Annotated in this window: 16 protein-coding genes; 10 read left to right on the top strand and 6 right to left on the bottom strand. The window is 75.8% G+C overall.

Annotated elements, in window-relative coordinates:
* Positions 1-119 precede the first annotated feature (119 nt).
* The 3 genes from ACIQVD_RS22940 to ACIQVD_RS22950 all read left to right on the top strand — a co-directional run bounded on the left by ACIQVD_RS22940 (position 120) and on the right by ACIQVD_RS22950 (position 2,273).
* On the top strand, positions 120-395 hold the full coding sequence (locus ACIQVD_RS22940; RefSeq protein ID WP_400680402.1) for a DUF6479 family protein: 276 nt from the start codon (positions 120-122) through the stop codon (positions 393-395).
* Positions 396-524: 129 nt separating this feature from the next.
* Positions 525-1,037, top strand: a complete 513-nt coding sequence (locus tag ACIQVD_RS22945; protein ID WP_402291433.1) for a hypothetical protein — start codon at positions 525-527, stop codon at positions 1,035-1,037.
* Between the two features lie 3 nt (positions 1,038-1,040).
* Positions 1,041-2,273 (top strand): PP2C family protein-serine/threonine phosphatase, encoded by a 1,233-nt coding sequence (locus ACIQVD_RS22950; RefSeq protein ID WP_400680396.1) that lies wholly within the window; start codon positions 1,041-1,043, stop codon positions 2,271-2,273.
* Between the two features lie 100 nt (positions 2,274-2,373).
* On the opposite strand, the gene ACIQVD_RS22955 is transcribed toward ACIQVD_RS22950, so the two are convergent.
* Positions 2,374-2,544 carry a hydrophobic protein gene (locus ACIQVD_RS22955; protein WP_100834785.1) on the bottom strand — a complete coding sequence of 57 codons (171 nt, stop codon included), beginning with the start codon at positions 2,542-2,544 and terminating at the stop codon, positions 2,374-2,376.
* Positions 2,545-2,673: 129 nt separating this feature from the next.
* Positions 2,674-4,872, bottom strand: a complete 2,199-nt coding sequence (locus tag ACIQVD_RS22960; RefSeq protein ID WP_402291436.1) for a catalase — start codon at positions 4,870-4,872, stop codon at positions 2,674-2,676.
* Between the two features lie 244 nt (positions 4,873-5,116).
* Between ACIQVD_RS22960 and ACIQVD_RS22965 the strand changes: the two genes are divergently transcribed.
* Both ACIQVD_RS22965 and ACIQVD_RS22970 read left to right on the top strand, forming a co-directional pair.
* Entirely contained in the window at positions 5,117-6,070 is a 954-nt protein-coding gene (locus ACIQVD_RS22965) for an SDR family NAD(P)-dependent oxidoreductase (protein WP_400680388.1), read from the top strand.
* A gap of 130 nt (positions 6,071-6,200) precedes the next feature.
* On the top strand, positions 6,201-7,388 hold the full coding sequence (locus ACIQVD_RS22970) for an alcohol dehydrogenase catalytic domain-containing protein (RefSeq protein WP_402291438.1): 1,188 nt from the start codon (positions 6,201-6,203) through the stop codon (positions 7,386-7,388).
* 58 nt (positions 7,389-7,446) lie between these two features.
* On the opposite strand, the gene ACIQVD_RS22975 is transcribed toward ACIQVD_RS22970, so the two are convergent.
* Entirely contained in the window at positions 7,447-8,409 is a 963-nt protein-coding gene (locus ACIQVD_RS22975) for an LLM class F420-dependent oxidoreductase (protein ID WP_400680383.1), read from the bottom strand.
* A 425-nt stretch (positions 8,410-8,834) separates the two neighbouring features.
* Here ACIQVD_RS22975 and ACIQVD_RS22980 point away from each other — a divergent pair, with 425 nt between their 5' ends.
* From ACIQVD_RS22980 to ACIQVD_RS23000, 5 genes are all read left to right on the top strand, one after another.
* On the top strand, positions 8,835-9,800 hold the full coding sequence (locus ACIQVD_RS22980; protein ID WP_400680381.1) for an ABC transporter ATP-binding protein: 966 nt from the start codon (positions 8,835-8,837) through the stop codon (positions 9,798-9,800).
* Positions 9,797-10,645, top strand: coding sequence for an ABC transporter permease (locus ACIQVD_RS22985; RefSeq protein ID WP_400680380.1), 849 nt, complete (start codon positions 9,797-9,799; stop codon positions 10,643-10,645). Before ACIQVD_RS22980 ends, ACIQVD_RS22985 begins: the two co-directional genes overlap by 4 nt.
* 256 nt (positions 10,646-10,901) lie before the next feature.
* Complete coding sequence (locus ACIQVD_RS22990; protein ID WP_402291441.1) at positions 10,902-12,287, top strand: sensor histidine kinase; 1,386 nt, start codon at positions 10,902-10,904, stop codon at positions 12,285-12,287.
* A complete protein-coding gene (locus ACIQVD_RS22995) occupies positions 12,284-12,958 on the top strand; it encodes a response regulator (RefSeq protein ID WP_400680374.1) in 675 nt (224 codons plus the stop codon). Before ACIQVD_RS22990 ends, ACIQVD_RS22995 begins: the two co-directional genes overlap by 4 nt.
* Before the next feature lie 382 nt (positions 12,959-13,340).
* Positions 13,341-13,979, top strand: coding sequence for a phosphatase PAP2 family protein (locus tag ACIQVD_RS23000; RefSeq protein ID WP_402291443.1), 639 nt, complete (start codon positions 13,341-13,343; stop codon positions 13,977-13,979).
* 114 nt (positions 13,980-14,093) lie between these two features.
* On the opposite strand, the gene ACIQVD_RS23005 is transcribed toward ACIQVD_RS23000, so the two are convergent.
* From ACIQVD_RS23005 to ACIQVD_RS23015, 3 genes are all read right to left on the bottom strand, one after another.
* Positions 14,094-15,809: a protein kinase gene (locus tag ACIQVD_RS23005; RefSeq protein ID WP_402291445.1), complete on the bottom strand. Its 1,716-nt coding sequence runs from the start codon at positions 15,807-15,809 to the stop codon at positions 14,094-14,096.
* Positions 15,810-15,903: 94 nt separating this feature from the next.
* A complete protein-coding gene (locus tag ACIQVD_RS23010; protein ID WP_402291447.1) occupies positions 15,904-16,818 on the bottom strand; it encodes a carbohydrate kinase in 915 nt (304 codons plus the stop codon).
* A 105-nt stretch (positions 16,819-16,923) separates the two neighbouring features.
* On the bottom strand, positions 16,924-18,942 hold the full coding sequence (locus ACIQVD_RS23015; RefSeq protein WP_402291449.1) for a glycoside hydrolase family 32 protein: 2,019 nt from the start codon (positions 18,940-18,942) through the stop codon (positions 16,924-16,926).
* Positions 18,943-19,045 lie beyond the last annotated feature (103 nt).

Below are 19,045 nucleotides of genomic sequence, written 5' to 3' on the forward strand. Positions count from 1 at the left end.
CGTTCGGGGTGACCTGCCGGTATCCGGGCCCGCCGGGCGTTCATCCCGGTTCGTCCGGGTAGACGCCCGGCGGCGCGGGTCCGCACGGGCGGGCCCGCCGGAGCGAGAAGGAGCAGACCATGCAGGTCACGGCGGTCGATGCGGTACTGGCGGCGGAGTCGAGCGGCCCGTCCCTCCTGGTGGTGATCATTCCGGCGGTGATCATCGTGGGCCTGCTGATCGGCGCCTTCGTCTGGGGCAGCCGCCGACGCAACCGCCAGCGTCCCCCGGCGTCCCCCGGCCCGGCCGCCGGGCGGGCCGACTCCTGGAGCACCCCGCAGGACGGCGGCCCGGACCCGGAGCACCCCGAGCCCACCGCTCCCCCGCGCGGCACCGACGACCCGTACGGGCGCTGACCCCTGCGGGCCCGGCCGGGACCTCCCGGCCGGGGGCGACGATCCCGCCGGCGGCCCGTTGAGGGCCGGAATGTCGGGCATACGTGCGACGTGTTCGGAGGCTTTCGGCGATCCGGGAGGAGATCAGCGGTGGTGGTGCTCTGTCTGGGGATGGTGGCGGGCTACGTGCTCGGCGGGCTGCTGACGGCCCGGGCGGTCTTCCGGCGGGAGCGGAACCGCTTCCTGCGGGCCGGCGGCACCCGGGCGGTGGCCGACGAGCGGCGGATCGGCACGTTCGAGCGGCAGGAGCGCCAGCAGGCCGAGGCGTTCGCGCTCTGCTCGGGCGCGCTGTGGCCGGTGGCGCTGCCGGTCCTGCTGCTGCACCGCCTGGTCGGCACGGTGGCGCTGGACCGCGGGCGCGCCGGGCACGCCGGTGACGCCCTGCGGCCGGACCCGCTGGAGGTGGCCGCCCGGATCGACGAGCTCGAACGCGAGCTGCTGCTGGGCCCGTACCCCGGGCCCGGCCCCGGGCCCGCCGGGGCGCAGGACCGGCCGGGCGACGTCCTTCCGTCCGGCACCCTCCCCCTGTCCGACGTCCTCCCCCTCTCCGGCCCGCGCGGGCACGCCGGGGCGGCGCGGGCCCGGTCCGCCCGATCGGTGTGAGAGATGGCTGAACGGACCCCGCCGCTGAACCTCGGCGAGCAGCTGCTGGAGCAGTTCCTGACCGCCGGCCGCACCCTCGACCCGCGGGACGCGCCCCGTTTCGCCGAGCAGTACACCCGGGCGCTCGGCCTCGGCTCGGTCGCCGTGTACCTGGCCGACATCCAGCAGCACCGCCTGGTCCCCCTGGCCGGGGGCCCGGACCTGCCGATCGACGGCACGCTGGCGGGGTGGGCGTTCCGGACGGGTTCGCTGCGGGTGGCCGAGGACACCGGGTCGGGCCTGGTGGCCTGGTTCCCGCTCACCGACGGGGCCGAGCGGCTGGGCGTGCTGGGGCTGCGCACCACCTCCCTGGACCGGGAGGCGATCCGGCGCTGCCGGCTGCTGACCTCGGTGCTCGCCATGGTGATCACCTCCAAGCGCGACACCAGCGACAGTTACGCGCACGGCACCCGGGCGGACACCATGAGCCTGCCGTCCGAGATGCTCCGGGCCTTCCTGCCGCCGCGCACCGTCTGCACCGACCGGGCGGTGTCCACCGCGGTCCTCGAACCGGCCTACCGGCTGGGCGGGGACGCGTTCGAGCACTCGCTGGCCGACGGGGTGCTGCACGCCGCCGTGCTGGACGCGATGGGCCACGACCTCGCCTCCGGCCTGACCGCCGCGCTGGCGCTGGCCGCCTGCCGCAACGCGCGCCGCAACGGCGCCGACCTGCCCGACCTGGTCGACACCATCGACGTGGCCCTGCACGACTGGTTCCCGGACCGCTTCGCGACCGGCGTGTTCCTGCGCCTGGACATCGCCACCGGCACCCTGCACTGGGCCAACTGCGGGCACCCGCACCCCCTGCTGATCCGCTCCGGCGAGGTGGTCGCGGGGGCGCTGGAGGGCCCGGGCGAACTGCCCCTGGGGCTGGGCCACCACACCGGCGGGCCCCGGACGGTGCGGACCGTCTCGCTCCGGCCGGGCGACCGGCTGCTGATCTACACCGACGGGGTGGTGGACGCCAAGGGGGGTCACCACGAGTTCTTCGGCCTGGAGCGGTTCACCGACTTCGTGATCCGGGCCGCCGCCGCCGGGGAGACCGCCCCGGAGACCCTGCGCCGGCTGATGCACGCCATCCTGGAGCACCAGGACGAGGAGGGCCTCACCGACGACGCCACCATCATGATGATCGAGTGGCAGCCGCCCACCCCGCCGCTGCTGGACGACACCCGCCCCCGCGCCTCCGCCTGGTGACCCACCCCCCGCCGAGTCCGTCCCGACCCCCGGGCACGCCGAAAGGGACGGAGGCCGTCCGCCTCCGTCCCCTTCGCTGCGCGCCGGTACCGCGGTTCCGCTACCAGCGGTACCAGCGTCCGCGACCGCCGGTCGAGTTGGCACCGCGGGCGATGAAGCCCACCAGCCAGAGCACGAACACGACGATCGCCACCCACCACAGCACCTTCACCGCGAAGCCCGCACCGAACAGCACCAGGGCGAGGAGCAGGACCAAGAGGAGCGGGACCATGTTGTGCCCTCTTTCGCATCGTTCCGTCTGGGTTCGCCCCTCGTCTGCCCGCTGTCCGGCCGCCCATGCCGCCCCGGGTCGGAAATCCGTTCGACCCGGGGCGGCACGGGGCGGGCGGCCGCGCGTCCGTCAGGCGGCGGCGGGCGGCGGGAAGCGGTCCCAGACCCGGTGGTCGGCGAGCAGGTCCGCCAGCTCGCGCAGCACCTGGACCGGGTCGGTGCCCAGGACGACGCCGGGCCCGTCCGCGGGCAGGCCGGCCGCGGTGAGCGCGTCGCGGGCACCGCCCCAGCCGCCGATCGCCTTGGCGTGCCGCCAGGCTTCGCCGAGCAGCAGGGCCAGCCGCGGGTCGAGGGTGGCGTGCGGTCCGGCGGCGCGGGCGTCGCGGGCGGGGGCGGCGTCGTCGGCGGGGGCGGGGGCCCCGGCCAGCAGGACGGCGTCGAACTCGACCGAGCGGGCGGTGGCGAAGCTGCGCTGGACCTGCGCCGGGTCGCCTCCGGTGGGGGCGACCACCAGCGGCACCAGGTCGGCGGCGAGGGCGGCGCGGCGGACGGCGTCGAGTTCGGCGGGGTCGGTGTCCGGCCCGACGAGGATGCCGACGGTCCGTCCGGCGACCGGCCAGCTGCGGCCGAGCTGGGAGAGCGCCGGGCTGGGCGCGACGTCCGCGAGGTGCGCGGAGCGCTGCGGCGCGGGCAGGCCGAGGGCGGCGGCGACCTCGGCGCAGAGCCGTCCGTCGATGTTGGCGAGGAGCTGGAGGGCGCGCTCGCGGACGGCGGGCTCGGTGCACTTGCCGAGCTCGAAGCCGTAGGCGGCGATGATGTGCTCCTGCTCGACCGGCGTCATGCTGGTCCAGAAGAGCCGGGCCTGGCTGAAGTGGTCGTCGAAGCTGGCGGGGGCCTGGCGGACCTTGGTGGCCGCCGGGACGGGCTGCGGGTGCTCGATGAAGGCGTGCTGCTCGGCGCCGGCGAAGAACGGGCAGCCGCCGTCCAGCGAGTTGGGCTTGTAGGGGGCGACGCCGGTGTGCACGGCGTCCTGGTGGAAGCCGTCGCGCAGCATGTCGTTGACCGGGGCGTGGGTGCGGTTGATCGGGATCTGCGCGAAGTTGGGGCCGCCGAGCCGGGTGATCTGGGTGTCCAGGTAGGAGAAGAGCCGGCCGGACAGCAGCGGGTCGTCGGTGATGTCGATGCCGGGCACCAGGTGGCCGGGGTGGAAGGCGACCTGCTCGGTCTCGGCGAAGTAGTTGGTCGGGTTGGCGTTGAGCGTCATCAGGCCCAGCGGCTGCACCGGGACGAGCTCCTCGGGGACGATCTTCGTCGGGTCGAGCAGGTCGATGCCCTGGAAGGTCTGCTCGGGGCTGTCCGGCATGACCTGGACGCCGAGCTCCCACTGCGGGAACGCGCCGGCCTCGATGGCGTCGGCCAGGTCGCGCCGGTGGAAGTCGGGGTCGGTGCCGCAGATCAGCTGGGCCTCGTCCCAGGTGAGCGAGTGGACGCCGAGCTTGGGCTTCCAGTGCCACTTGACCAGGCTGGTGGAGCCGTCGGCGGCCACCAGGCGGAAGGTGTGGATGCCGAAGCCCTCCATCATCCGGTAGGAGCGCGGGATGCCCCGGTCGGACATGTTCCACAGGGTGTGGTGGGTGGCCTCGGTGTGCAGCGAGACGAAGTCCCAGAAGGTGTCGTGGGCGGACTGTGCCTGCGGGATCTCCCGGTCGGGGTGCGGCTTGCCGGCGTGGATGACGTCCGGGAACTTGATCGCGTCCTGGATGAAGAACACCGGGATGTTGTTGCCGACCAGGTCGAAGACGCCCTCGTCGGTGTAGAACTTGGTCGCGAAGCCGCGGGTGTCGCGCACCGTGTCGGCGGAGCCGCGCGAGCCGAGCACGGTGGAGAACCGGACGAAGACGGGGGTGCGGGCCCCGGCGGCGAGGAAGCCGGCCTTGCTGAGCCCGGCGCCCGCGCCGTAGCTCTCGAACACGCCGTGCGCGGCGGCGCCGCGGGCGTGCACCACCCGCTCGGGGATTCGCTCGTGGTCGAAGTGGGTGATCTTCTCCCGCAGGTGGTGGTCCTGGAGCAGGACCGGGCCGCGCGGGCCGGCCTTCAGCGAGTGGTCGGAGTCCGGCAACCGGGTGCCCTGCGCGGTGGTCAGGTACGCGCCGTCCTGGGCCCGCACGTCCGCCCCCTCGACCGGCCGGCCGGTGGCCGACAGCGGCGCGGGCGCGCCCTGGTCGGGCTTGGGCGGCAGCGGCTCGCGCGGCTCGGTGGGCTCGGCCACCGTCGGCTCGCCCGCGCTCGGCGCGCCGGGCAGGTCGGGGCGGGTGTCATCGGCAGTCATGGGTGTCCTTCCGGAACGTGGACGTGGACGGAGCGTGGACGTGGACGGTTCGTGGACACGCGCCCGGGCCCGGGCCGGTGGGGCTCTGCCTCGGCCCGGGCCGCGCGGGCGTCATCGGCCCGACTAACCGGTCGGGGCCGAACGAAACGGATGAACGTCCCCAAACATCTCTTATCCCGCCGTTTCCGCTCCCGCACCTCGGGCAGGCGCGGCGCAGTCGGCTATCGAGGGAGAGGTGACGGCCGTGCAGCGGGTGGATTTCGCGGGCAAGGCGGCATTGGTGACCGGCGGGTCGCGCGGGTTGGGCCTGCTGATCGCGGAGGAGTTGGCCCGGCGCGGCTGCCGGGTCGCGGTGTGCGCCCGGGACAGCACCGAACTGGCCTTCGCGGAGCGGAGGCTGGGGCGGCTGACGGACCGGCGGGCAGCGCTGGAGTGCGACCTGACCCAGCCGGGTGCGGGCCGGGCGGTGGCCGCGGAGGCGGCCGAACGGCTGGGGCGGCCCCTGGACCTGCTGGTGAACAACGCGGGGGTGATCCAGGTCGGCCCGCTGGCGGCGCTGGAGCAGGACGACTTCCGCCGCTCGTGGGACACCATGGTGGCCGCGCCGGTGGAGCTGGTGCTGGCCGTACTGCCCGGGATGCGCGAGCGCGGCGGCGGCTCGGTGGTGAACATCGCCTCGATCGGCGGCCCGGTCCCGGCCCCGCACCTGCTGCCGTACGTGACGGCGAAGGCCGGGCTGGCGGCGTTCTCCCGCGGCCTGCGGGTGGAGCTGGCGGGCAGCGGGGTGCGGGTGACCACGGTGGTGCCGGGCCTGATGCGGACGGGCTCGCACCGGGCGGCCCGGTTCTCCGGGCAGGCGCCGCGGGAGTACGCGTGGTTCGGCGCGGCGGCCAGCATGCCGCTGCTGTCGACGGACGCGGGCCGGGCGGCGCGCCGGATCGTGCGGGCCGCCGAGGCGGGCCGGGCGGAGCTGGTGCTGACCCCGGCCGCGAAGCTCGCCGTCCGCCTCCAGGGGGTGGCCCCGGCGACCTTCGGGGCGCTGCTGGGCGCGGCGGGCCGGTTGCTGCCGGGCCCCGGGCGGGTCGCGGAGCACGACCTGTCGGGCCAGGCGGCGGCCGGGCGCACCGGGCGCCTGGTGCCGGTCCTCACCGCGCTCGGCGACCGGGCCGGGCGCAACGCCAACGAGCCGGGCAGCTGAGGGCATCGGCCGTCGGACGGAACTCGGGCGGTGTCCCGAACCGGACCCGGGCAGGACCCGGACGGGACTCCCGCAGGACTCGAACGGAAATCAGCGCGAACAGGCGGAAACCGAACGGAAGGAGCACGCGATGCGTGCGGTGACGTGGCAGGGCCGGCGGGACGTCCAGGTGAAGGAGGTGCCCGACGCGCGGATCGAGGACCCCTCGGACGTGCTGGTGGAGGTGAGTTCGACCGGCCTGTGCGGCTCCGACCTGCACCTGTACGAGGTGCTCGGGCCGTTCCTCGACCCGGGCGACATCCTCGGGCACGAGGCGATGGGCACCGTCCGGGAGGTGGGCGGCGCGGTGAGCACGCTGAGCCCGGGCGACCGGGTGGTGGTGCCGTTCAACCTCAGCTGCGGCACCTGCCGGATGTGCGCGAACGGGCTGCACTCGCAGTGCGAGACCACCCAGGTGCGCGAGTACGGCAGCGGCGCGGCGCTGTTCGGCTACACCAAGCTGTACGGCCAGGTGCCGGGCGGCCAGGCCGAGTTGCTGCGCGTCCCGTTCGGCGACACGCTGCCGGTGAAGGTGCCGCACGGGCCGCCGGACGACCGGTTCGTCTTCCTGTCGGACGTGCTGCCGACCGCCTGGCAGGCCGTCGAGTACGCGGCCGTCCCCGAGGGCGGCACGCTGCTGGTGCTCGGCCTCGGCCCGATCGGCGAGATGTGCGCGCGGATCGCGCTGCTGCGTCCGGGCATCCGGCAGGTGATCGGCATCGACCTGGTGCCGGAGCGGCTGCAGCGGACCAGGGAGCGCGGCGCGGTCGTGCTGGACCTGAACGACCGGCCGCAGCTGCTGCCGCAGGCGGTGCGCGACCTGACCGACGGGCTCGGCCCGGACAGCGTGATCGACGCGGTCGGCATGGAGGCGCACGGCTCCCCGGTCGCCACCGTGGCGCAGCGGGTCACCGGCCTGCTGCCGGACGCGCTGGCCCGGCCGCTGATGCAGAAGGCGGGCCTGGACCGGTTGCAGGCCCTGCACCTGGCGGTGGAGCTGGTGCGGCGCGGCGGCACGGTCTCGGTGGCGGGCGTCTACGGCGGCGCGGCCGACCCGATGCCGCTGCTGACCATGTTCGACAAGCAGCTCCAGCTCCGGATGGGCCAGGCCAACGTGCGGCGCTGGACGGACGACCTGCTGCCGCTGCTGACCGACGACGACCCGCTGGGCGTGGACTCCTTCGCCACCCACCACCTCCCGCTGAGCGAGGCGGCGGACGCGTACGCGATGTTCCAGCAGAAGCGGGACGGCGCGATCAAGGTGCTGTTCCGCCCCTGACCGCGCCGTCCCGCCGTCGCGCCCGCCGGGTCGTCCCGCCGGGCGCGACGGCTCCGGGTCAGGCGGCGCGCAGCGCGGGCAGCAGCTCGTGCTCGGCCCAGTCGAGGAACGCGGGCTGGCTGTCGCCGCCGACCTGGATCAGCGCGAGCTCGTCGAACCCGGCCTCCGCGTACGGGCGGACCGCGTCGAGGAAGTCCTCCACGCGGTCGCCGCACGGGATGGACCCGGCCACGTCCTCGGGCCGGACGTACTGGCTGGCGGCGGCGAAACCAGCGGTGCCGGGGAGGTCCGCGTTGACCTTCCAGCCGCCGCCGAACCAGCGGAACTCGGCGTGCGCGCGGGCGACGGCGGCGTCCCGGTCCCGGTCGAAGCAGACCGGCACCTGGCCGACCGAGGGCTTGCCCGCGCCGCCGGCCTCGGCGAACGCGGTGAGCAGCTCCCGTTCCGGCTGGACGGCGATCACCAGGTCGGCGAGCCGCCCGGCCGTCGCGCAGGAGACCGGCCCGGAGACCGCGACGCCGATCGGCGGCGGCTGGCCGGGCAGGTCCCACAGCTTGGCGCCGTCGACCTGGAAGTGCTTGCCGTGGTGCGTCACGTACCCGCCCGCGAACAGCGCCCGGATGATCTCCACGGCCTCCGCCAGCATCTCCTGGCGCACCGCGACGGGCGGCCAGCCCCGGCCCACCACGTGCTCGTTCAGGTTCTCGCCGCTGCCCAGCCCGAGCCGGAACCGCCCGCCGGAGAGCAGCTGCACGGTGGCGGCCTTCTGCGCCACCACCGCCGGGTGGTACCGGACGGTCGGGCAGGTCACGTACGTCATCAGCGGCAGCGCGTCGGTGGCCTGGGCGACCGCGCCCAGCACCGCCCAGGCGTAGGGCGCGTGGCCCTGCTCGTCCAGCCACGGGGAGTAGTGGTCGGAGATCACCGCGAAGTCGAACCCGGCCCGCTCGGCGCGCACCGCGTCGGCGACCAGGTCCTGCGGGGCGCGCTGCTCCGTCATCAAGGTGTATCCGATGCGCATGGGTGCTCCTCCTGTGGCTGTCAGGCCCTCGTGCTTCTGTGCTCTTGCGGCTGGCGCGTGTACCCGGCGGGCCGGGCCGCATGCGCGCGGGGGCGCGGGCCAGCCGTTCGGGCGGGCGGATTCAGCCGGGCGGACGCAACAGGTCGCGCAGCAGGCGCGGGTCGGCTCAGCGGCGGACGGCGGCGACCGGGGACGGCGGCGAGGGCCGCGAGGACGGCGCGGGCGCGCGGGGCGGCGGCCGGACTGATCCGGCGTCTGGTCGCCGCCCTGGGACCGGCCTTCGGGGCCGGAGGTGGTACCGCGGTACCACCCGCGGCCGAATGATCGTCCCCAGGTGCCGCCGTCCGGGCCCGGCCGGGGCCTAGCGTGGCGGCAGGAGGCGGGTCGGGACGGCCCGGCCCGGGATCGGCGAGGGAGCGGACCGGATGATCGAGGCGCAGCAGCTGACGAAGCGTTACGGGGAGAAGACCGCGGTCGACGGGCTCGACTTCACCGTGCGTCCGGGCAGCGTGACCGGGTTCCTGGGTCCGAACGGCGCCGGGAAGTCCACCACCATGCGGATGATCGTCGGGCTGGACGCGCCGACCAGCGGCTCGGTGCGGGTCAACGGGCGCCGCTACGCCGAGCACGCCGCGCCGCTGCAGGAGGTCGGCGCGCTGCTGGAGGCCAGGTCGATCCACCCGGGCCGCTCCGCGTTCCACCACCTGCGGGCGCTGGCCCACACCCACGGCATCCCGCGCGCCCGGGTCGAGGAGGTGATCGGGCTGACCGGCCTGGAGTCGGTGGCCGGGAAGCGGGCCGGGGCGTTCTCGCTCGGCATGGGGCAGCGGCTGGGCATCGCGGCGGCGCTGCTCGGCGACCCGGCCACGGTGATGCTGGACGAGCCGGTCAACGGCCTCGACCCGGAGGGCGTGCTGTGGATCCGCAACCTGCTCACCGGCCTGGCCGCCGAGGGCCGCACCGTCTTCGTCTCCTCGCACCTGATGAGCGAGGTCGCCCTGGTGGCCGACCACCTGATCGTGGTCGGCCGGGGCCGCCTGCTGGCCGACACCACCGTGCAGGACCTCGTCCGGCAGGCCGGCGGCGACCGGGTCACCGTCGCCTCCGCCGACCCGGCGAAGCTGCGCGAACTGCTCACCGGCCCCGGCGTGGAGATCACCGGCCGGGCCGGTGACGAGGAGCTGGAGGTGACCGGCCTGACCGCCCGCCGGATCGGCACCGTCGCGGCCGAACACGGCATCGCGCTGTACGAGTTGGCCACCCGGACGGTCTCGCTGGAACAGGCGTTCATGGACCTGACCCGGGACGCCGTGGAGTACCACGGCACCACCACCGGTGGCGCTGCCACCGCCACCGCCACCACCGCCGTCGACTCCAGGAGCGCCGCGTGAGCGCCATCGCCCCGTCCCCCGCCCCGTCGCCCGCCGCCGAGCGCCCTGCCCGTCCCCCGTACCGGGTCACCGGCGTCCGGGTGCTGCGCTCGGAGTGGGCGAAGACCTGGTCGCTGCGCTCCACCTGGATCACCCTGGGCCTGGGGCTGTTCTTCCTGGTGGCGTTCGGCCTGATCGCGGCCTTCCAGTTCAAGTCCCGGCTGGACTCGGGCCGTCCGATGGACCGCGACTTCGCCGACGCGAACGCGCTCACCCTCTCGCTGTTCGGCACCAACTTCGCCCAGCTCGCCCTGGGCGTGCTGGGCGTGCTGATCGCGGCGGGCGAGTACTCGACCGGCATGATCCGCTCGACCCTGGCCGCGGTGCCGCGCCGGCTGCCGGTGCTCTGGGCGAAGGCCGCGGTGTTCGGGGCGGTGGCGCTGGTCCTGGCCACCGCCGGAGTGTTCGCGGCCTTCGCGATCGGCAGCGGCATCCTGTCCGGCACCCGGGCCGCACTGACCTTCTCGGACCCGGGCGTGCTGCGCGGCCTGTTCGGCGCGGGGCTGTACCTGGGCCTGGTGGGCGTGATCGGCGTGGCGCTGGGCGTGCTGCTGCGCTCGATCGCGGGCGGCATCTCGGTGCTGGTCGCCTCGCTGATGCTGGTGCCCGGCCTGGTCCAACTGCTGCCCAGCTCGTGGCACGACCACATCAGCCCCTACCTGCCGAGCAACGCGGGCCAGGCGGTCTTCGCCCTCCAGCACGACCAGGCCACCCTGTCGCCGGGCGCCGGGCTGGCCGTCTTCGCCCTGTGGACGGCGGCGGCACTGGCGGGCGCGGCGGTACGGCTGGTGCGGCGCGACGCGTGAACGCGCGGCGGCCGGACGTCCGGGGGTCGGACGTCCGGGGGCCGTGCGCGTGCGGGCCGAGGGTGTGCGGGCCGAGCGTCCGACGCCTGGCAGACTGACCTGTCGAGCTGTCGACCTGTCGACCTACTGGCCCACCGACGTAGCGACCTACTGATCCACTGACGACCTACCGACCTACCGACCTGCCACGGTGCCCCGGCGAGCGACTCCCGGGGTGCCGTGGCGCACCGCCGTCCGACCACCCTGGGGGTCTCCCGTGTCCGATCCGGGTGGTGCCGACACCGCGCCCGGCCACCCCTTCCTGGACCGCCTGGCCCGGGTCGGCCAACGCCTGCGCGGGCTGGACGGGCGGTGGCCGTGGCTGTTGGACGTTGCCGTGGTGGCCTGGGCGTTCCTGCTGCTCGGCGTGCCGGAACTGCTGCACGCCGACGGCGACGGGGACGGGGAGGGTCCGCGCGGGCACCGCGTGGTCTTCACCCACCTGCCGCTGCCCGCCGCCCTGGCCTTCCAGGCCGCGCTGCTGCTGCCGCTGCTGTGGCGCCGCCGCCGGCCGGGGGCGGCGTTCGCCGTGGTGGGCGCGGTGTTCCTGGTGCAGTGGTCGCTGGGCGCGGCGCAGCGGGCGGACGCGGCGCTGCTGCTGGCGCTGTACGCGCTGGCCCTGCACGGGCGGCTGCGGACCCTGGCCTGGGCGTGCGCGGCCAGCGCGGTGGGGGCGGTGGCGGTGGCGGTGCGGATGTCCCCGGCGGTGCCGGTGTGGGACGTGCTGTTCTTCCTGACCACGGCGGTGACGGCGGCCGTCGCACTGGGCATCGCCGTCCGGATGCGCCGGGCGCGGCTCGCGGGCCTGCGCGAGCGGGCGGCCCGGCTGGAGGTGGAGCGCGACCAGCGCAGCCGGTTGGCCGCGGCGGCCGAACGGGCCCGGGTGGCACGGGAGATGCACGACATCATCGGCCACAACCTGTCGGTGATCATCACCCTGGCGGACGGCGGCGCGTACGCGGCCCGTTCCACGCCCGAGCGCGGCCGGGAGGCGCTGGTGCTGATCGGCGACTCGGGGCGGCAGGCGCTGGGCGAGCTGCGCCGGATGCTGGGCGTGCTGCGCGAGCACGGCGACGGCCTCGAACTGGCCCCGCAGCCGGGCATCGCCGACCTGACCGACCTGTGCGGGCGGATCCGGGCGGCCGGGCCGGAGGTGGTCCACCGCACCGAGGGCGCGCTGGAGTCGCTGGACCGCGGGGTGCAGCTGATGGTCTACCGGATCGTCCAGGAGGCGCTGACCAACACGCTCAAGCACGCGGGCCCGGCGGTCCGGGCCCGGGTGTCGGTCTCGCTGGCCGGGGCCCGGCTGCTGGTCCGGGTCGACGACGACGGCGGCCCGCCGGGCGGTGCCCCCTCCCCCGGCGGCCCGCCCGGGGAGGGCCAGGGCGTCACCGGCATGCGGGAGCGGGCCGCGCTGTACGGTGGCACCGTCGCGGCGGGCCCGGCCCCGGGCGGGGGCTGGTCGGTGGTCGCCGACCTGGACGTCACCCCCGAGACCGACCTGGGCCTCGCCCCGGCTCCCCCGCCCACGAAGCCCGCCCCTCCCGCCCCTCCCTCCTCCCCGTCTCCTCCCGTCCTCGACCCGGCCGGAGGCCCGGCATGACCAGCGTCCTGATCGTGGACGACCAGCCCCTGCAACGCTTCGGCTTCCGGATGCTGCTGGAGAGCCAGCCCGACACCTCGGTGGCCGGGGAGGCCGGGCACGGCGCGGAGGCGGTCCGGCTGGCCGCCGAACTGCGGCCGGACGTGGTCCTGATGGACATCCGGATGCCCGGCATGGACGGCATCGAGGCGACCCGGCTGATCGTCGCCGCGGGCGGCCGCTCCCGGGTGCTGGTGCTGACCACCTTCGACCTGGACGAGTACGCGCACGCCGCGCTGCGGGCCGGGGCCAGCGGCTTCCTGCTCAAGGACGCCCGCCCCGAGGAACTGCTGGCGGGCGTGCGCGCGGTGGCCGGGGGCGACGCGGTGGTGGCGCCCGCGATCACCCGCCGGCTGCTCGACGCGTACGCCCACCACCTGCCGGCCCGGCCGCCCGGCCCGGTGGAGGAGGACCCGCGGCTGGCCGCGCTGACCGGCCGGGAGCGGGAGATCCTGGTCGCGGTCGGCCGGGGCTGGACCAACGGCGAGATCGCCGGGCGGCTGGTGCTCTCGGAGTCGACGGTGAAGACGCACGTCGGCCGGGTGCTCGCCAAGATCGGTGCCCGGGACCGCGTCCAGGCGGTGATCTTCGCCTACGACCTGGGGCTGACCCGCCCCAACCCGCCTTCCTAGCAAGGCGGTCCGCCGACCCGCCGGTGCGAGCGCCCCGGCCTGCCGGCCGCCACCGGGGCCGCGCGAGCCGGTCCGCCGCCGTGCGGCCGGGCACCCGTCACGCCCCGGCGTCCAGGCCCGGACGGTGGTCCCCGGGGTGGCGGGTCGGCGCGGCGCGGTGCCGAGCCGCCGTCAGGTCTTCAGGATCCGTTCAGGACACCTGGGCCGTGCCGGTCGCCACGGTGCCGCCCGCCGCCCTCCGGAAAGGCGCCTCGACCATGTTCCGCTCCTCGGCCCCGCCGACCGCCAGCCCCCTGGACGCGGGAGCGCCACCGCGTTCGCACCGCCGGTCCGGGTCCAGGTGAGCGGCACGGCCCCGCGTCGTCGCCCGGCCGTGGCGGCGGTGGCAGCCGCAGCCTGCGGCGGGGCGTTCGCGCTGGTGGCGGTGGTGGTCGCGGTGCACGGGTGGGCGCCGTTCGGGTTCGAGGCGGCGGCGGTGCGCTGGAGCGCTACGCACCGGCCGGGCGGGGCGCGGTCGGCGGCGGTGGCGGTCACCGAGCTGGGCACCGGCGTCCTCCCGTACCTGCTCGCCCTGGCGGCGGGCGCGGTGTCGCTCCGGACCCGCCACCCGGCCGGGGCCCGGCGGACGGCGGCGCTGCTGGCCCCCCTGGTGTGGCTGCTGGCGGGGCAGTTGCTCCGGCAGGGGCTGATGCGTGCCTTCGCCCGGCCGCGACCCCCGCGCACGGGCTGGGCGTTCGACGCCTCGGGTTTCTCCTTCCCCTCCGGGCACGCCTTCACCTCCGCCCTGTCCGCGGGACTGCTGGCCGTCGCACTGGCCCGGGCCCGGCCCGGAGCCGCCCGCGGCGCGGCAGCGGGAGCGGCCCTGTTCGCCGCCGCGATCGGCACCAGCCGGGTGTACCTGGGCGTGCACTGGCCGCTGGACGTCCTGGGCGGCTGGCTGCTGGCGGCCGGCTGGCTGGCCCTGGGGGTGCGGCTGCTCGGGCGGCGGGACCGGCGGGACCGGCGGGCGGCGGACGGGTAGCGGTGGGCGGAGCCGCCCGGTCGAGGTCCGCCGGCGACGGTGCGGTGCCCGTCGGCCTCGGCAGGGCCTATCCGGCCGGCCGGGTCCGTCGCGAAGGCCGACGGCCGGCCCCGGTCAGGACTTCACCACCTTGAGGATCTTGCCGGTGGCGCCCGCGGTGAGGTAGCCGCCCTCGTCGTAGTCGCCGGAGAGGTAGTAGCGGATGGTGATCTCGTCGGCGAACCAGCCGTAGTCGACGTGTATGTAGGTCGACTTGGGGGTGGGGACGCCGAGTTTGGTCTTGGCGGTGGCCAGGACGGTCGGGATCTGGTTCCAGTCGATCTTGGTGAGGTCGGCGGGGTCCTCGCCCGGGATGACCGTGCCGCCGGGCTCGCTGGTGATCTTGCCGTTGCGGTAGCTGACGTCGTCGTAGTGCTTGGGGTTGTCCTTGGTCAGCACCTTGGCGCTGGCGTACTCCGGATAGATCGACATGTCGATGACGGTGGTGCTGCCGGTGGCCGCGCGGATCTTCTCGACCAGGCCGCGGACCCCGTCCGGGGTGAGCAGGCCGGTGCCGGGGTCGGCGGCGGGGCCGGGGTCGGCGGCGGACGGCGCGCCGGACGGGGCGGTGGCGGACGGCGCGGTGGTGGGCGGAGAGGCGGTGGTGGGCGCGGCCCCGGGGGTGCCCGAGGTACCGGGGGTGCCGAGGGCGGTGGCGGGGGCCTTCGCGGCGGAGTCGGTGCCGCCGGGCTTCGCGGAGTCGAACCACCCCTGCTGGAACGACCAGCCCAGGAGCCCGGCCGCGACGGCGGCGGCCAGCACGGCCGTCAGCACCGGTCCGGTGCGTCGGCGGCGGGGCGCGGGCGCCGTCCCGGTGGGCGCGTGCGGGAGGCCGTTGGCCTCGGTGGGGGCGTACGGCGGCGGGGTGTGCGTCCCGGTGGGGCGGTACGGCGGCGGGGAGTTGGTCTCGGTCGGGGAGAAGGCCGGGCTGCCGCCGAGGGTGCCGTCGATGCCCTGTTCGGCGGCGGCGAAGAGCCGGTCGAGGCGGGCGGCGTCGGGCCGTTCGGCGGGGTCGCGGGCGAGCAGCGCGGTGAGGGTGGGGCCGAGCGGGCCGGAGCGCACCGGTGGCGGGAGGGGCTGGTCGAGGACGGCGGCGAGGGTGGCGATGCTGTTGGCGCGGCGCAGCGGGTGGTGGCCCTCGACGGCGACGTACAGCGTCATGCCGAGCGACCAGAGGTCGGAGGCGGGGTCGCCCTCGTGGCCGCGGATGCGTTCGGGGGCGATGTACTCGGGCGAGCCGATCAGCGCGCCGGTGGCGGTGAGGCTGGTGGACTCGCTGAGCGCCGCGATGCCGAAGTCGGTGAGGACGGGGGTGCCGTCGGTGCGCAGCAGGACGTTGCCCGGTTTGACGTCGCGGTGCTGGATGCCGGCCGCGTGGGCGGCGGTGAGCGCGGCGAGCAGGCCGCGGCCGATCCGGGCGGCCTCCGGCGGGGAGAGCGGGCCGCGGGTGATCCGGTCGTGCAGGGAGCCGCCGGTGACGAGTTCCATCACCAGCCAGGGGTGGGCGAGTTCGGCGTTGTCGACGATGTGGTGGATGGTCACCACGTTGGGGTGCTGGAGCCGGGCCAGCGCCTGGGCCTCGCGCAGCACGCGTTCGCGCAGTTCGTGGGCGGCGGCGGGGTCGGCGGCGAGCATCGCCGGGTCCGGCGGGCGGACCTCCTTGAGCGCGACCTCGCGCTGCAGCATGGTGTCCCTGGCCCGCCAGACCAGGCCCATTCCGCCGCCGCCGAGCCGCGCCAGCAACTCGAAGCGGCCGTCGATCAGTTGGCCGCCCGGCCCGGCTGTCGTCATGGCGCACATCGTAGGGGCTGGGGCGGACGGTCCTCGAACGCCCCTGCCCGGCGGCGGGGGCGAGGGCGACCTCGGGCCCGGGCGCACCGGCGCCTCACCCGTGCGGGCCGCCGTCCGGGGCGGCGAGTTCGGCGGCGGTGGGGGGATTGGCTCCGGCGCGGGAGACGGTGATCGCGGCGGCCGCGGCGGCCGTGCGGAGGGCGGTGGTCAGGGCGTCGAGGGAGGGGCGGGGGGTGTCGAGGGTGGCGAGGAGCGCGGACATGAAGGAGTCTCCGGCGCCGACGGTGTCCACGACGGTGGTCCGCGGGGCGTCGGTGCGGACCTCGCCGTCGGCGGTGAGGGCGAAGGCGCCGTCGCCGCCCCGGGTGACGATGACGACCGCGGGCCCGAGGGTGAGCCAGCGGGCGGCGCTGTCGCGGACGGGGACGCCGGGGTAGAGGAAGGCGAGGTCCTCGTCGCTGGCCTTGACCAGGTCGCTGAGCACGACGCAGTGTTCGACGGCGGCGACGGCGGCCGCCCTCTCGCCGACCAGGCCGGGGCGGACGTTGGGGTCGTACGAGACGGTGGCCCCGGCGGCGCGCGCTTCGCGGAGCAGGCGACGGGCGACCGCCGCGCCGGGTTCCTGCACGGAGGCGAGGGAGCCGAGGTGGACGTGCCGGGTGCGGGGCGTCGGGGTCGGGGCCAGGGTCCAGTCGATCGCGAACTCGTAGGAGGCGCTGCCGGTGGGATCGAGTGTGACGATCGCGGTGGGTGTCGGGACGTCCTGGCCGTCGGTCAGGACGGTGACGCCGGCGGCCTCCAGGTGGGCGCGGATCAGTTCGCCGTACAGGTCCTCGCCGAGCTGGGTGAGCAGCGCGGTGCGGCGGCCGAGCCTGGCGAGTCCGTAGGCGACGTTGGCGGGGCTGCCGCCGGGGTGCGGCCGGTCGGGGAGGCCGGGGGTGCGGACGATGTCGGCGACGCACTCGCCGATGACGAGGAGGTCGACGTCCGCGGGGGTGGGCTCTGCCATGGTGCTCGGCTGCTCCTGTGTCGGGGTTGGCGGGACGGGAGGGCGGGACGGGGTGCGGCGGCGCGCCGCGGGTCGGGTGCGCCGCCGCGGGGGTCGGGCGCGGGGTCAGTCGCTGAGGACGACCTGGTCGACCATCAGGTGTCCCCAGGCTCCGGTGGCGTCGTCGAGGACCTGGAGCCGGGCGGTGCGGCCCTGGAGGTCGGTCAGGTCCCAGTCGACGGGCCGCAGGGTACCGCTGTCGTCGCCGGTGGCGGTGCGCACCGGCTGCCCGTCGACCAGCAGGTTGACGCTGGTCGCGCCGGGCGCGCCGAGCGGGTGGGCGCCGCCGGCCACGAGCAGGTGCAGGTGGGCGCGGTCGATGGTGAAGGCGGGCGAGGTGAGGGTGCCGGTGGCGGCGTCGCGGCCGGCGAAGGTGTCGAGCACGGCGGTCCCGACCGAGCCGGGGAGCTGTTCGACGGTCGGGGCGGTGCCGGCCAGGTCGCCGGTGCCGCTCCAGCCGGGGGCGTAGGCGCCGCCCTCGAAGTCGGCGAGCGGCCGGGCCGGGCGCTGGGCGAGGTCCTGGTACTCGGTGACGGTGAGGTTGGCGAAGGTGGCCGCGCCGCCGCTGGTGAAGAGCTTCAGCCCGTCGTCGGCGGGGTCGGCGAAGACCTCGTCGGAGTGGACGTGGCGGCCGTCGTCGACGAAGTACTCGACGCTGGTGCGGTCGACCAGGACGGTCAGGTGGGCGCTGGTCCGCGCCGGGTCCCACGGGGCGTGGGACTCCAGGTGGGTGCCGTCGGCCGAGGGGTTGCCGGTCCGGCCGCGGTTCAGGTAGCTGAAGTCGTGGAAGATCCCAGCGTCGGCGTGCCGGGTGCCGTCGGCGGAGACCCGCAGTTGGACGCCGACGTTGTCCAGGGCGCTCCAGCTGACGTCGGCGTCCAGGCGGTAGGCGGTGCCGTGGTAGGGCAGGGTGGTCGTCCCGTTCACCTGGACGGTGCCCAGGGCGGTGGTCCTCGCGGCGTGCAGGTCGAGGGCGGGGGTGGGGCGGGAGGTCAGCGCGTAGCCGTCGGCGTCGTGCTTGAGGCTGAGCTGCCGGGTGATCGCGTCGGTGCCGTTGAAGCCGTCGGAGGCCCAGGTCGGGGTGGTGTGGGGGTAGGTCCAGTTGTTGAGCCAGGCGGTGGCGTAGCGGTGGTCGAGCGGGGCGGCGGGGTCCTCCCAGGTGACGCCGGCGTACCAGTCGAAGCCGTGGTCGAGCCACTGCGGGGCGGCGCGGTCGGGGGTGAAGGCGGTGCCGTCGAAGCTGCCGGTCCAGTAGGCGTAGGTGTTGGGGTCGCCGGTGAGGTAGCCGTTGGCGCTGGCTCCCAGCACCCAGTGCACGGTGCCGTCGTCGGCGCGCAGGGGGAACAGGTCGGGGCATTCGAGGGTGCCCAGGCCGGTGTTGGCGTACTGGGACGCCCGGGTCCAGTTCTTCAGGTCGGGCGAGGTCCAGAAGCTGATCGCGGTGCCCTCGGCGAGCAGCGCGACCCAGCGGTGGCGGTCGGCGTCCCAGACCAGCTTGGGGTCGCGGAAGTCCTTGCGGCCGCCGTTGGGGATGACCGGGGCGTCGCCGTAGGGGCGGAAGTTGCGGCCGCCGTCGGTGGAGTACCAGAGGAACTGGGCCTGCGGGCCGGAGGCGTCGGCGATCTGGGCGGGGGTGGGGTGGTCCATCTGGGTGACCATCATGACCACGGCTCCGGCGCCGAACCCGGCGGTGTTGCCGGTGTCGACGACGGTGGAGCCGGACCACAGGTCGTAGTTGGCGTTGGTCTTCTTCGGCGCGGCGACGCCCTGGTCGTGGAAGGCCACGTTGTCGGTGCTGGTGGCCTGCCGCCAGGCGGTGCCGACGGCCTGCCCGTAGTCGGCGTTGTAGAGGTAGTAGGAGTGGAAGGCGCCGTCGAACCAGAGCGGCCGCTGCGGGTCGTTCTTCCAGTGGTCGGGCACGGTGAAGTGGTAGACGGCGCGGCGGCTGTCCGCGGCCCGGGCCGCCGTGGGGGCGGCCGGGCCGGGGGCGACGGCGGCCGCGGCGGTCAGGGCGAGGCCGAGGAGGGCGGCGAGGCCGAGCCGCAGGGCGCGGCCGGGCCGGTGGAGCGAGGAGCGTGGGGTCATGCTCGACTCCCGTGGTGTCCGGGTGGGTGGGGGAGGTTCGGCCCGGCCGGGAGGTCGGTCCCGGCCGGGTGGTTCGGCGCGGCCGGTCGGCGCGACCGGTTGG

The sequence above is a fragment of the Kitasatospora sp. NPDC090308 genome (assembly GCF_044769485.1).
In the GTDB taxonomy this organism is placed as follows: Bacteria; Actinomycetota; Actinomycetes; order Streptomycetales; family Streptomycetaceae; genus Kitasatospora; species Kitasatospora fiedleri.

Bases quoted from the DNA above. Each gene is read 5' to 3' on its own strand.
- ACIQVD_RS23005 (WP_402291445.1), bottom strand. From the start codon at position 15,809: ATGACGACAGCCGGGCCGGGCGGCCAACTGATCGACGGCCGCTTCGAG.
- ACIQVD_RS22960 (WP_402291436.1), bottom strand. From the start codon at position 4,872: ATGACTGCCGATGACACCCGCCCCGACCTGCCCGGCGCGCCGAGCGCG.
- ACIQVD_RS23010 (WP_402291447.1), bottom strand. From the start codon at position 16,818: ATGGCAGAGCCCACCCCCGCGGACGTCGACCTCCTCGTCATCGGCGAG.
- ACIQVD_RS23015 (WP_402291449.1), bottom strand. From the start codon at position 18,942: ATGACCCCACGCTCCTCGCTCCACCGGCCCGGCCGCGCCCTGCGGCTC.
- ACIQVD_RS22970 (WP_402291438.1), top strand. From the start codon at position 6,201: ATGCGTGCGGTGACGTGGCAGGGCCGGCGGGACGTCCAGGTGAAGGAG.
- ACIQVD_RS22950 (WP_400680396.1), top strand. From the start codon at position 1,041: ATGGCTGAACGGACCCCGCCGCTGAACCTCGGCGAGCAGCTGCTGGAG.
- ACIQVD_RS22995 (WP_400680374.1), top strand. From the start codon at position 12,284: ATGACCAGCGTCCTGATCGTGGACGACCAGCCCCTGCAACGCTTCGGC.
- ACIQVD_RS22980 (WP_400680381.1), top strand. From the start codon at position 8,835: ATGATCGAGGCGCAGCAGCTGACGAAGCGTTACGGGGAGAAGACCGCG.
- ACIQVD_RS22955 (WP_100834785.1), bottom strand. From the start codon at position 2,544: ATGGTCCCGCTCCTCTTGGTCCTGCTCCTCGCCCTGGTGCTGTTCGGT.
- ACIQVD_RS22940 (WP_400680402.1), top strand. From the start codon at position 120: ATGCAGGTCACGGCGGTCGATGCGGTACTGGCGGCGGAGTCGAGCGGC.
- ACIQVD_RS22975 (WP_400680383.1), bottom strand. From the start codon at position 8,409: ATGCGCATCGGATACACCTTGATGACGGAGCAGCGCGCCCCGCAGGAC.